The sequence below is a fragment of the Niallia sp. Sow4_A1 genome (genome assembly GCF_052116745.1).
GTDB lineage: Bacteria > Bacillota > Bacilli > Bacillales > Cytobacillaceae > Niallia > Niallia hominis.
On the sequence record NZ_JBQKKM010000025.1, the window covers coordinates 60,349 to 72,206 of the forward strand.

Genomic DNA, 11,858 nt, shown 5'->3' on the forward strand with positions numbered 1-11,858 from the left:
CGGAAGGAGAAGTCGCAATTATGTATTTTGTGGACCGAGAAAAAATAGATGAACAATTACGCTATTATCAGGAACTTATCCGTCAATTTGAAAATCAGGATACTTGGAATACTTTTTTGGAAAAAGTGGCATTGGAAAGAATTACACATTTGATGATTGAAGTAATTTTGGATGTGGGAAATAGTATGATTGACGGTTTTATTATGAGAGACCCTGGAAGCTATGATGACATTGTAGATATATTAACAGATGAAAGAGTAATTACTACAGGAATAGCAGAAGACATGAAAGAGCTTATTCTGTGGAGAAAACAGCTTGTACATCATTATACAGATATCGATCATCAGAAATTGGCTTCTGCATTTGCACAAAATATGAATTCGATAAAATCACTTATCCCGTCTGTGAAGGATTACTTAATTCATGAACTCGGTCCTGTGTCTGCATTTAAAAATTAATGTATATGAAAATGTATCATTAGAAAGGATTTTGGATAAATGAAAGCTTATAAAGGATATTTAATCGATTTAGATGGCACGATGTATCGTGGTACAGAAGTGATTACAGAAGCTGCTGAATTTGTCAAACGATTAATTGCCGCAAGAATTCCTTATTTATATGTCACAAACAATTCAACAAAAACTCCAGAACAGGTAGCACAGAAGCTACGGGAATTCGATATACCTGCAAAAGCAAGTGAGGTATTTACCTCTGCAATGGCATCAGCAAATTATATCGCGGAAAGAGCTTCAGAAGCCAGCGTATTTATGATTGGTGAAGTAGGGCTTCAACAAGCTTTAATTGAAAAAGGCTTAAAGCTTGTTGAGACTTCTGAAAATGTCGATTATGTAGTTGCTGGACTTGACCAGAAGATTACCTATGAAAAACTGACGATAGCTTGTCTGGCTGTACGCAATGGAGCAAAATTTGTGTGCACAAATGGTGACACTGCTTTGCCAACTGAACGGGGATTATTGCCAGGTAATGGTGCTGTTACATCTGTAATTACAGTGAGTACACAACAACAGCCAATCGTGATAGGAAAGCCAGAATCCATTATAATTGACCAAGCAATCAAATTACTGAACATGCCTAAAGAAGATGTTTTGATGGTAGGAGATAATTATCAAACAGATATAATGGCAGGAATGAATGCAAATATGGATACACTTTTAGTCCATACAGGTGTAACTACCAAAGAACAATTGGGTGACTACTCCATCCAGCCAACTTATACGGTAGATAGCTTAATGGATTGGGATGTAAAAAAATAATTAAGTTAAAAAGAGGACGCTTCGCAAACAAAGTATACTTATTGTTTACTTGTTTCGAAATGTCCTTATTCAGCTGTTTTAGACTTATTCTTCCCCTTTTGCACGGTGAGCTAGTCTGCTGGAAGCTGCTGCTGCAATGGCACCTACAATGTCATCTAAGAAAGTATGACACTCTCCAGTGCTCTTATCATTAAGCCTTTGTAATATACCTGGCTTTAATTTATCGACATATCCATAATTCGTAAATCCGATCGAGCCATACACATTAACAATAGAAAATGCAAGTACCTCATCCACTCCATAAAGTCCTTCATCTGTTTCTACAATTTCTTGAAGTGGAGATTCTAATAGCTTTTTTTCTGCTAACACATCTAATTGTATCCCTGTAATTATAGCGTTTTGCACCTCGCGTTTTGACAGGACACGTTCCACATTATGAATACAGTCATCCATTTTTAAATCATTATGATATTTCTCTTGTAATATATATACAAGCTTCGCAATATCCTCTATGTTAACTCCACGTTCATGTAACCACTTTCTTGCTGTTTTTTCTGTTAGGTCTTTTAATGACATGAACTTCACCTTTTCTTTTGTTTATTCACTATGTAGTCACAGTGTTTATTATTATATGCATGAAAGTCGATAAATGTTCCTATACTCCCTTATTGTTTCCTTAAAGTGTGATATTCATTAATTTAATCGACTTAACAAGTTTTTACATACAACATCATATACTCCTAAAAGAGAGGATAGGAGGGGGAAGCATGATTCGTAATATTTTATCTGCAAAATATGGGATTGAAGTAGAAGAAGAAACGAGAATTGGGCATTATGAAGCCTGTATTAATGAAGGAAAGTTATTTACACTCGTTCCAGTTGGAAGGGTAGAGGAAGATGAGCTGGCAGAAAGAGACCAAATAGCGGCACATATATACCAAACTGGAGACCATCATGTTAGCATGATTTTAGAGTCAAAAGAAGGAGAGAAATATACAGAAATAGATGAACAGCATTATTGTGTGATAATGAATAATCGGTTGCGGCCTTTTCGTTCGCGTCAGTTGGGAAGAAAGCTCGGAAAGTTTCATTTTAGAGGAAGAACAGTGCAATTTGGTGTGCAAAAAATAAGCAGGATGGGCCAATGGAAGAGCATGTGGGAACAAAGAATGGATCAGATGGAAGGTTTTTGGAACGGTATGTTATATAAAGAACCGGAAAGTGAATTCGATAAGTTATTTCGAGAATCTTTTCCATATTATATGGGAATTGCTGAGAATGCAATTCAGTATCTTGTCGATACAGAGCTAGATGATGATCCCAATGCAGTGGATAGTGGAACGATTTGCTATAATCGTTTTACAAAGGATACGTGGGCAGGGGAGTATTATATTAAAAATCCATTTGATTGGGTTTTTGATCATTGTGGAAGAGATCTTGCGGAATGGACAAGAGACCGTTATTTTAGAAATATTAAAACATATCATAGAGAAGTAAAAACGTTTTATGAGGAATATCAAAGTGTTATGCCGCTAAGCTCTTTTGCATGGAGACTAATTTATGCAAGATTGTTATTTCCCATTCATTATGTAGAATGTGTGGAAAATTACTATTCTGCTACACATGAAGCAGATCGATTGTTTCTAGAAGAAAGGCTAAAGAAAATGCTCAATCAATCAAGAGACTTAGAAATATTTCTCAAGGAATTTTATCAAAACACAGAAGTTCCTGTAAAAACAATGAAGATACCGATTGTTACTTGGTTATAAACAGACAATGTGATAATAAGACCTTGTTAACGTGGCTGTACACCACATTTAATGGGGTCTTTTTTTACTATCGAGAAAACAGTAGCTATGTGCAAACGTTGCCTGAATAGGAAGAGCAAACGTTACAGAGGAATACATCGAAAATGTAATCTTCTGCTGAAATCTAAAAATACACAAGATTTATAATTTTCCTTTTAGTATTACATAAAATTCCTTTATAATAGATTAAATAAGTAAACGAGCGGTTGTTTCCTTTTTAGGGAGAAAATTTAGTTAATCATTCTTATAAAAAAAAATAAATTTTCAAAAGAATGTTAAACACCCCTTGTAAAAAAAGGAATCAAACACTATAATGTCTACTATACAAAGACAGTTGTTCTCGTAAAAAGAACATCAACGGGAGGAAGCAGATGGAGACAATCTCAATTGGACTACTCGGATTAGGAACTGTTGGATCGGGCGTTGTGAAAATTATCGAAAATCATCAGGATAAAATTATGCATCAGGTTGGCTGTCCGGTGAAAGTAAAAAAAATTCTAGTCAAAAATATCAATAAGGAGAGAGATGTAGAGGTAAAAGACATCCTCCTAACAGTGGAAGCAAATGATATTTTGGATGATCCTGAAATAGATGTGGTAATTGAAGTAATGGGTGGGATAGAAGATACAAGGAACATCTTGCTCAAGGCACTAAAAAATAAAAAGCAAGTAGTCACAGCAAATAAAGATTTAATGGCTGTACATGGAGCAGCGCTTTTGCAGGCAGCTTCCCAGAATAATTGTGACTTATTTTATGAAGCCAGTGTTGCTGGGGGAATTCCTATACTAAGGGGATTAGTTGATGGATTAGCTTCTGATCGAATCATCAAAATGATGGGAATCGTGAACGGTACAACTAATTTTATTCTAACGAAAATGAGTCAACAGCAAAGACCATATAGTGATGTCTTATTAGAAGCACAAAAATTAGGTTTCGCAGAAAGTGATCCAACCTCAGATGTAGAAGGATTGGACGCTGCTAGAAAAATGACGATTTTAGCTACACTAGGCTTTTCCATGAATATAGGATTAGAAGATGTGAAGGTAGAAGGAATTACCAATGTAACAGATGAAGATATTCAGTATGGAAAGCAGCTGGGATACACAATGAAGCTCATTGGTATCGCTCAAAGGCAGGAAGAAAAAGTCGAGGTAAGTGTACAGCCGACCTTTATCGTAGACAGTCACCCATTAGCATCTGTTAATAATGAATATAACGCTGTATATGTTTATGGAGAAGCTGTAGGAGAAACGATGTTTTATGGTCCAGGTGCTGGAAGCTTACCTACTGCAACAGCAGTTGTGTCGGATTTAGTTAATGTCTTAAAAAATATGAGATTGGGTGTAAACGGAAAGGGAGCAATTGCTCCACAATTTAAAAAGAAGTTAAAAGATCCAGATGAAAGATTTTCAAAGTATTTCTTGCGTCTGCAAGTAGAGGATGAGGTTGGTGTATTTGCAGAAATTACCTCCATCTTCTCTCAACATGGAGTCAGTTTTGAGAAGATTCTCCAATTACCAGTGAAGGAAAAAGGGCTGGCGGAAATCGTCCTAGTTACACATCATGCTTCTTTATTAAACTATGAAAATATATTATTAGAATTAAGGGATTTAAGATCTGTCCGAACAGTCAAAAGTTCATACCGAGTTGAGGGAGGTACAAAGTAATGAGATGGAAAGGCCTTTTAGAAGAATATAAAGAATATTTGCCAATAAATGAATCAACACCGATGTTAACATTAAATGAAGGAAATACGCCATTAATTAAGCTAGATAAGTTGTCGGAAGAGTGGGGCGTAGAGCTTTATGTTAAAACAGAAGGAACGAATCCTACTGGGTCTTTTAAAGACAGAGGAATGGTAATGGCTGTTGCAAAGGCTAAAGAAGAAGGTAACTCAACAGTAATCTGTGCTTCTACTGGTAATACATCGGCAGCAGCTGCAGCATATGCTACTCGTGCAGGAATGCGTTGTATCGTAGTTATTCCTGAAGGGAAAATCGCGATGGGTAAACTTGCGCAAGCGGTAATGTATGGTGCAGAAATTATCGCTATTGAAGGGAATTTTGACCAAGCCTTACAAATGGTTCGAAAAATTAGTGAAACAGAGCCGGTTGCACTAGTGAATTCTGTTAATCCATATCGTTTAGAAGGTCAAAAAACGGCAGCCTTTGAAGTGTGTGATCAATTGGGAGGAGCTCCAGACATATTGGCAATCCCAGTTGGAAACGCAGGGAATATTAGTGCATATTGGAAAGGATTTAAAGAATATCATCAAGTAAAGCAAACAGGGCTTCCGAAAATTCATGGCTTCGAGGCAGCAGGAGCGGCCGCGATTGTTCATAACCGTGTTTTTGAAAATCCAGAAACAATTGCTACCGCGATTCGCATTGGTAATCCGGCAAGCTGGAAGTTAGCTGTTCAAGCACAGCAAGAATCAAAGGGGATTATTGATGAAGTAACAGATGAAGAAATAGTAGCTGCTTATCGTACAATAGCAGCTAAAGAAGGTGTGTTTGCTGAGCCAGGTTCCTGTGCATCCATTGCTGGTGTGTATAAGCATATTCAAAGTGGAAAAATTCCAAAAGGAAGTAAAATTGTCGCTATTCTTACAGGAAATGGCTTAAAGGATCCAAATACAGCTATTGATGTTAGTCCAATAAAACCAGTAGTTCTACCAAATGATGAGAAGGCTGTTGCGAACCATATCAAAGGAGTCGTTCATATATGAACGAAGGCGAAATGCTATTTATTAAAGTGCCAGCAAGTACGGCTAACTTAGGCCCAGGCTTTGATAGTATTGGCTTAGCGTTAAATTTATATCTAACATTAGAAGTAGTCCGAAGTGATTGTTGGGAGGTTATTCCGTTAACGGATGAACTAAAGGAATTTCCTCAAGATGAAAGAAATTTCATTGTTAAAACAGCTATCGAGGTTGCAGAATCATTTCAAACTATTCTTTCACCCTGCGAGATTAAAGTTGCTAGTAATATCCCTCTAGCAAGGGGCTTAGGATCGAGCGCATCGGCCATTGTAGCGGGAATTGAACTTGCGGATCAAGTTGGAGACTTACGCTTGACGAAACAAGAAAAGTTTGAAATTGCATCTAAAATGGAAGGACATCCAGATAATGTAGGAGCAAGCCTTTTTGGTGGTTTAGTAATAGGGTGTCAATTAGGGGAAGAAGTAGATGCAGAAACGATCCACTCCATCGATTTGGAAGTGTTGGCGGTTATTCCAGAGGAAGAACTGTTAACAAAATCTTCACGGGGCGTATTGCCGAGTACTCTATCTTTCGGCGAAGCTGTTTCTGCAGGTGCAATATCTAATTTACTAGTTGCAGCCCTGTTGTCAGGTAATCTAGAGCTTGCAGGGAAGATGATGAAGAAGGACAAGTACCATCAGCCTTATAGAAAAGAACTTGTTCCACATTTGCAAATATTGGAGGAGCAAGCCTATGAGCTTGGTGCTTATGGTGTTGCTCTAAGCGGTGCAGGGCCGACTGTGCTATGCTTTGTAAGACCTGGAGAAATGAATGCTTTAATTGAGGGTTTAACCCCGTTATTACCTGAAATGTGCTTTCTGCCATTGGAAATAGACAAGGAAGGCAGTCTTTGTACCGGGGCTATTGTAACAGATGCTTAATAAAATAATGTAAGCAAAAGAAAAGAGGATGCAGCTTACTGCATCCTCTTGCTACTTCTCCATATTGTAAAGATTAAAATACTTGCTCTACTTCATAAATTCCTGGAACTTCTTCTAATAAAGCACGTTCAATACCAGCCTTTAAAGTAATGGTAGAGCTTGGGCAGCTTCCGCATGCGCCAAGTAAGCGCAGTTTAACAATGCCGTCCTCTACATCAACTAATTCACAGTCTCCGCCATCTCTTAAAAGGAATGGACGTAATTTATCGAGTACTTCTTGTACTTGTTCTTTCATTTCTAATTCTTGCATACATATCGACTCCTTTCCTATTATTTATTATAATCACATTAGGATGAAAAATCTATAATCAAGAAACATGAATTGATAAACAAAAAATGGATTTATTTAAAACAATACGATAACAGTAAAAGAAGAAATAGACAGTTAGGGAGGGAATCTTTTGAAAAAAGAGATTGAAGTAAGTATTTATGGGGCAGATCAAATTTGTGCGAGCTGTGTTAATCTGCCATCTTCAAAAGACACGTATGAGTGGCTTCAAGCAGCATTGAGCAGAAAGTTTCCAGAACAAACCTTTCAAATTAATTATTATGATATATTTCAAGCAAATTATGAAGAAGAAAAAAATGAATTTTGTCGGAAGATAATAGAGGAAGACTTATTTTATCCAGTCGTCGTCGTCGAGGGAGAAATAGTTGGAGAAGGAAATCCTAAGTTAAAGATAATTTATGCAGAATTTGAAAAATATGGATATACGAGCATATAGACGAAAGGGAAGGAGAGTCGTTTTTGAAATGTGATAATGAATAGAGTGTATCAATCAAAAACAGCTCTCCTTTATAATCGGCTATTTTGCTTTTTTTATTTTATCCTTCCAAAGGACACCACGCTTTATTAAACGTGGAATTCTTCCAGTTAGTGCGGTTTTGGCGATAAGTCCAAAGCCGTCTTTTTTTCCTAAAGAGCCTAGTACACCTTTTAGCTTGATAGGAGGCATATGATACGGAAGCAATTTACCTTGCCATTTAGAAATGAGAACAAAGGCAATTTGCTCTGCCTGTCCTCGAGCAAGCTGTGCACTAGGAGGATGATTTAAACTAGCACAATCTCCTACAACAAATACATGTTCATTACTTGGAAGGTGATGATATTTGGAGAGAAAAATTCTTCCTTTCTTATCCTTTTCTACGTCTAACGCACGTACAATTTTATTTGGCTGGATTCCTGCAGTCCATACGATACAGTCAAAAGGCATGGGGCTTCCGTGATTATAAACAATATTCTCTTCGATGCGAGTAATTTCACTGTTTTTATAAACGCTAACTTTTTTTGTCTCAAACCATCGTTCAACATAATTTCTTACCTTTTTTGGATAGGCGGATAAAATGGCATTTCCTCGATCAAATAATGCTATTTGTAGCTTTTTGCTTTCTGCTAGCTCGGCAGCTAATTCAACACCACTTAGCCCACCGCCGATAATTGCCACTTTTCCATTATCGGGCAAGCCTTGAAGATGTTTATGTGTATGTTTAGACTTGCTAATTGTTTGAATACTATGTGTGTATTTATCTGCTCCCTCCACTTGATGATAATCGTCTTCACAGCCAAGCCCAATAATTAGATCATTATATGCAATTGGATTTCCATCAGATAACCATACCTTATTTTTTTCCAAATCAATTTTTTCAACTTCTGCTTGTATAATACTGACTTGAGGGTGTTTAGGAAAAGGAATTTGTAGGCTTTGATCTTGAACAGTTCCAGCAGCAATAGCGTAATATTCCGTTTTAAGAAAATGAAAAGGAACTTTATCTATTAATATGACCATTAGATTATATGGTAAATGGGGTATTATGGAGGATAAAAGTTGCATTCCACCATACCCACCGCCTAATATTACTAATTTTTTCATTCTTTCCCCCCTTAACCATTATCGGTATCTATTGTATGAAATAGTTCATTAAAGTCGGAGCTGTCTCCTTATATAGTATATTAAAGGGTTAGGACGGTTTATTCATATTTACAGAAGGAAAATGACTTTTCCCTTTGCAGTTCATCATGTTTGCAGCACTATATTTCAAAAATTTTTTTCTTATTGGATAATTGGACATTCTTTGCTTTAGCTACACGAAAACCTAGTATAATTGTAAGAAAGAGGTGAGCTAAATGTTTAAACCACTAATTGAATTCTGCCTCAGCAACCTTGCATCTGGGGCAATGGAAGCAAAGGAAATTCTTGAGCAGGATGATTCTTTAGATGTAATTAATTATGGCTGCTTAGGTTACTGTGGACATTGCGGGGAGTCATGCTTTGCTTTGGTAGATGGAGAAATAATAAAAGGGGAAGATTCACAAGATCTTGTGAAAAAGGTATATCAGTATTTAGCGGAGCACCCATTTGCATAAAAAATCTATCAGTGAGTGAGTGGTAACAGATTCCACTGATAGATATGATTTCATATGAAGGTTTTTTGGCTGTCACGCATTTCCTGCCAGCTCTCTTTAGCTAGCTTCACAATTTGTGTTTCAACGGTCCTATTCTGCTGTTCGATTACTTTCGAATAAAACTTAGTAGCTTTCTCTAAATTATTTGTACGCTTTGAAAGATCTGCTATTAAATAAATAGTCCTTAGTTCAGATACTTTGGTACCTTGGTAATCACCAATGGAATAGGAAGTTTCATATTCTGATAATGCAAGGTTAATAAAACGGATTTCCTGTTCTGTATTATTTAGCATGCGATAATGCCATGCAATGCGGAGATATAGACCAGCGACGGTAATATGTTTTTCCTTTCGTACAGAAGCACAATAAGCAGCTAATTTATATGTTTTAATACTATCCTCTATACTCCGTTCCTTATCAAATGAATGTGGAATCCAGTGGGAACTAACTTTTTCAATAAGTGCCATCTTGCTTTCTTGTGCAAAATAACGACTGGAGTCATCACTGTAAGAGAAACCACAAGCTGGGCACACATTTATGTAATAAAGGAGTGGATTATGCTCATCATAGATAGGAAAGAAATCTGAATCCATTTTATTCAATTTAACAAATCTTGTACGCAATTTCTTTGTAGTAAACTTAGTTTGGCAAAGTAAACAAGTGCATTGTTTGTCAAATAATGGTTTGATCTTATTCAAGCGTCTCCCTCCTTTATCGATAGGTATAATTTCATGTTGTATATATCCTAATTATACATCTGTTTAAGTATTTTTTCCTATATAAATATTATAAATAGGTACATAGTCCCTGTTTGTGTGTGAAGGAAAGCAAATAAAGGAGAAAAGATATTATTACCAATCTTTTACTCCGTTTCATTCTGTTGAGTAGTTTTAAATGGAGGTATATAATAGAAAATAATAAAAGGACGAAAGGAGAATGTACAGTGACAGAAGAAATCGTACACATTACAGAAGCCGCTGCTCTTCAAATAAAAGAAATGATGAAGGAAAATGAGGAAGAAAATTCTTATTTAAGAGTAGCAGTAAAAGGTGGAGGCTGCAGTGGATTATCTTATGGAATGGGCTTCTCACCGGAAAAAGAAGAAAATGACCAATTGTTTGAGCAATTTGGTATTCGTGTATTAGTAGATCAAAATGATGGTCCAATCTTAAAGGGTACAAAAATCGATTACAAGCAATCCCTGATGGGTGGAGGCTTCACCATCGACAATCCTAATGCGATTGCCTCATGTGGTTGTGGGTCATCTTTCCGTACAGCGAAAGTGGCTGGGACACCTGAGGAATGCTAATATAAAATAAAAAAACATCACTATATCAGGATTGAAACCCTCAGTTAGAGGGATCATGAATGATTAGTGGTGTTTTTTTAATTTCTAGATAGATAAATAAAAGACTGAGTGTAATCACATTCCTTTTCAGAAAGGGAACGATTATCATCAGTCTTTAAATAATTCTTCTTTTTACTTAAATAATGAAGTACTATGAAGCGGCTGTACTCGTGCCTTTGGATCCATATATGTTTTCGCATTATTGACAGCTGTAGGTGCTTCGCCAAATCCAGTAGCGATCAATTTAACTTTTCCATCATATGTGCAGATGTCACCAGCTGCATAAATCCCTGGAATATTTGTTTCCATTTTGCTGTTAACAACAATAGAGTTCTTTTGAATGTCAAAGCCCCATTCTTTAATTGGACCTAAAGAAGAAACAAATCCGTAGTTTACGATGACTGCATCTACATCAATAATTTCTTTTTCTTGTGTTGTTACATTCTCAAGAATAACTTGCTTAATCTCCTCATCTCCAACTAATTCAGACGGAATATAAGGTGTTTTAATGTTAACTTTTGAGTTTTTAAGATTTTCTACACTATGCTCATGTGCACGGAATTTATCACGTCTATGTGCTAAATAAACTGTATCAGCAATAGGCTCTAGCATTAATGCCCAATCTACAGCAGAATCTCCACCGCCAAATACCATTACTTTTTTACCTGCAAATTGATTTAAGTCATTGATGAAGTAATAAAGGTTTTTTCCTTCAAAATCTTTCGCTTGCTCCAATTCTAATTTACGAGGCTGAAATGCTCCATTTCCAGCAGTTATAATAATGGTTTTGGAATAATGGACTTCCTTATCTGTAGTGATTTTGAATACACCATCCCCTTGCTTTTCAACCGTTTGAACAGCTTGTTCCAACACAATGGACTGCTCAAATTTTTTCATTTGCTCTTCTAAATTATCTACTAACTCTTGGGCGCGAATTTTTGGGAAGCCCGCAATATCGTATATATATTTTTCAGGATAGAGCGCTGTCAGCTGGCCGCCAAGTGTAGGGAGACTTTCGATAATCTTAACGGTTGCTTGTCTCATCCCTCCATAGAAAGCAGTGAACATTCCAACTGGCCCACCACCAATAACTGTTATATCATAAATGGTTTGATTTTCTTCCAATTTTCTAAAACCCTCCTACAAAAAGATTCAATCTACAAGCTATCATATCATAATGATTATGATTTCTCACTTTTTTAAACTTAGTTGTTTGAGTCAAGTATTTGTGGGAGAAATTTTTTATCGTCGGAATTTCTCTCTTTTTCAGTGTGTTTGCTATCTCTATTGTTAACGCTTTCTATACTTACTCTATTTATAGT

14 protein-coding genes are annotated in these 11,858 nt (G+C 36.4%); 9 read left to right on the forward strand and 5 right to left on the reverse strand.

Going from position 1 to position 11,858, the window contains the following annotated elements:
• Nucleotides 1-20: 20 nt before the first annotated feature.
• Nucleotides 21-458 (forward strand): DUF86 domain-containing protein, encoded by a 438-nt coding sequence (locus tag ACTQ5K_RS14805; protein WP_031536304.1) that lies wholly within the window; start codon nucleotides 21-23, stop codon nucleotides 456-458.
• Between the two features lie 39 nt (nucleotides 459-497).
• Complete coding sequence (locus ACTQ5K_RS14810; protein ID WP_031536303.1) at nucleotides 498-1,274, forward strand: TIGR01457 family HAD-type hydrolase; 777 nt, start codon at nucleotides 498-500, stop codon at nucleotides 1,272-1,274.
• Between the two features lie 84 nt (nucleotides 1,275-1,358).
• Here ACTQ5K_RS14810 and ACTQ5K_RS14815 read toward each other — a convergent pair whose 3' ends face one another.
• Nucleotides 1,359-1,850 carry a phosphatidylglycerophosphatase A family protein gene (locus ACTQ5K_RS14815; RefSeq protein ID WP_031536302.1) on the reverse strand — a complete coding sequence of 164 codons (492 nt, stop codon included), beginning with the start codon at nucleotides 1,848-1,850 and terminating at the stop codon, nucleotides 1,359-1,361.
• A 191-nt stretch (nucleotides 1,851-2,041) separates the two neighbouring features.
• On the opposite strand from ACTQ5K_RS14815, the gene yutH reads away from it, so the two are divergent.
• The 4 genes from yutH (at nucleotide 2,042) to thrB (ending at nucleotide 6,724) form a co-directional block, all read left to right on the forward strand.
• Entirely contained in the window at nucleotides 2,042-3,043 is a 1,002-nt protein-coding gene (yutH, locus tag ACTQ5K_RS14820) for a spore coat putative kinase YutH (RefSeq protein WP_251628056.1), read from the forward strand.
• Between the two features lie 410 nt (nucleotides 3,044-3,453).
• Nucleotides 3,454-4,749 carry a homoserine dehydrogenase gene (locus tag ACTQ5K_RS14825; protein ID WP_048718488.1) on the forward strand — a complete coding sequence of 432 codons (1,296 nt, stop codon included), beginning with the start codon at nucleotides 3,454-3,456 and terminating at the stop codon, nucleotides 4,747-4,749.
• Nucleotides 4,749-5,810: a threonine synthase gene (gene thrC / locus ACTQ5K_RS14830; protein WP_048718486.1), complete on the forward strand. Its 1,062-nt coding sequence runs from the start codon at nucleotides 4,749-4,751 to the stop codon at nucleotides 5,808-5,810. Before ACTQ5K_RS14825 ends, thrC begins: the two co-directional genes overlap by 1 nt.
• Nucleotides 5,807-6,724, forward strand: a complete 918-nt coding sequence (thrB, locus tag ACTQ5K_RS14835; RefSeq protein ID WP_048718484.1) for a homoserine kinase — start codon at nucleotides 5,807-5,809, stop codon at nucleotides 6,722-6,724. The genes thrC and thrB overlap by 4 nt, the downstream gene beginning before the upstream one ends.
• Before the next feature lie 73 nt (nucleotides 6,725-6,797).
• Here the strand turns inward: thrB and ACTQ5K_RS14840 are convergent, their stop codons facing one another.
• Nucleotides 6,798-7,034: a NifU family protein gene (locus tag ACTQ5K_RS14840; RefSeq protein ID WP_048718482.1), complete on the reverse strand. Its 237-nt coding sequence runs from the start codon at nucleotides 7,032-7,034 to the stop codon at nucleotides 6,798-6,800.
• Nucleotides 7,035-7,185: 151 nt separating this feature from the next.
• On the opposite strand from ACTQ5K_RS14840, the gene ACTQ5K_RS14845 reads away from it, so the two are divergent.
• Complete coding sequence (locus ACTQ5K_RS14845; protein ID WP_048718480.1) at nucleotides 7,186-7,509, forward strand: DUF1462 family protein; 324 nt, start codon at nucleotides 7,186-7,188, stop codon at nucleotides 7,507-7,509.
• 81 nt (nucleotides 7,510-7,590) lie between these two features.
• Here ACTQ5K_RS14845 and ACTQ5K_RS14850 read toward each other — a convergent pair whose 3' ends face one another.
• A complete protein-coding gene (locus ACTQ5K_RS14850) occupies nucleotides 7,591-8,655 on the reverse strand; it encodes an NAD(P)/FAD-dependent oxidoreductase (RefSeq protein WP_031536913.1) in 1,065 nt (354 codons plus the stop codon).
• 254 nt (nucleotides 8,656-8,909) lie between these two features.
• On the opposite strand from ACTQ5K_RS14850, the gene ACTQ5K_RS14855 reads away from it, so the two are divergent.
• On the forward strand, nucleotides 8,910-9,149 hold the full coding sequence (locus ACTQ5K_RS14855) for a DUF1450 domain-containing protein (protein ID WP_441994027.1): 240 nt from the start codon (nucleotides 8,910-8,912) through the stop codon (nucleotides 9,147-9,149).
• A 50-nt stretch (nucleotides 9,150-9,199) separates the two neighbouring features.
• Here the strand turns inward: ACTQ5K_RS14855 and ACTQ5K_RS14860 are convergent, their stop codons facing one another.
• Nucleotides 9,200-9,886 (reverse strand): DUF2225 domain-containing protein, encoded by a 687-nt coding sequence (locus ACTQ5K_RS14860; RefSeq protein WP_031536915.1) that lies wholly within the window; start codon nucleotides 9,884-9,886, stop codon nucleotides 9,200-9,202.
• Nucleotides 9,887-10,131: 245 nt separating this feature from the next.
• On the opposite strand from ACTQ5K_RS14860, the gene ACTQ5K_RS14865 reads away from it, so the two are divergent.
• Nucleotides 10,132-10,497: a HesB/IscA family protein gene (locus ACTQ5K_RS14865; protein WP_031536916.1), complete on the forward strand. Its 366-nt coding sequence runs from the start codon at nucleotides 10,132-10,134 to the stop codon at nucleotides 10,495-10,497.
• A gap of 171 nt (nucleotides 10,498-10,668) precedes the next feature.
• Here the strand turns inward: ACTQ5K_RS14865 and ACTQ5K_RS14870 are convergent, their stop codons facing one another.
• Nucleotides 10,669-11,661, reverse strand: coding sequence for an NAD(P)/FAD-dependent oxidoreductase (locus ACTQ5K_RS14870; RefSeq protein WP_031536917.1), 993 nt, complete (start codon nucleotides 11,659-11,661; stop codon nucleotides 10,669-10,671).
• Nucleotides 11,662-11,858 lie beyond the last annotated feature (197 nt).

Excerpts from the sequence above, each read along its gene's own strand:
- ACTQ5K_RS14805 (WP_031536304.1), top strand. The coding sequence starts at position 21 with ATGTATTTTGTGGACCGAGAAAAAATAGATGAACAATTACGCTATTAT.
- ACTQ5K_RS14810 (WP_031536303.1), top strand. The coding sequence starts at position 498 with ATGAAAGCTTATAAAGGATATTTAATCGATTTAGATGGCACGATGTAT.
- ACTQ5K_RS14815 (WP_031536302.1), bottom strand. The coding sequence starts at position 1,850 with ATGTCATTAAAAGACCTAACAGAAAAAACAGCAAGAAAGTGGTTACAT.
- yutH (WP_251628056.1), top strand. The coding sequence starts at position 2,042 with ATGATTCGTAATATTTTATCTGCAAAATATGGGATTGAAGTAGAAGAA.
- ACTQ5K_RS14825 (WP_048718488.1), top strand. The coding sequence starts at position 3,454 with ATGGAGACAATCTCAATTGGACTACTCGGATTAGGAACTGTTGGATCG.
- thrC (WP_048718486.1), top strand. The coding sequence starts at position 4,749 with ATGAGATGGAAAGGCCTTTTAGAAGAATATAAAGAATATTTGCCAATA.
- thrB (WP_048718484.1), top strand. The coding sequence starts at position 5,807 with ATGAACGAAGGCGAAATGCTATTTATTAAAGTGCCAGCAAGTACGGCT.
- ACTQ5K_RS14840 (WP_048718482.1), bottom strand. The coding sequence starts at position 7,034 with ATGCAAGAATTAGAAATGAAAGAACAAGTACAAGAAGTACTCGATAAA.
- ACTQ5K_RS14850 (WP_031536913.1), bottom strand. The coding sequence starts at position 8,655 with ATGAAAAAATTAGTAATATTAGGCGGTGGGTATGGTGGAATGCAACTT.
- ACTQ5K_RS14855 (WP_441994027.1), top strand. The coding sequence starts at position 8,910 with ATGTTTAAACCACTAATTGAATTCTGCCTCAGCAACCTTGCATCTGGG.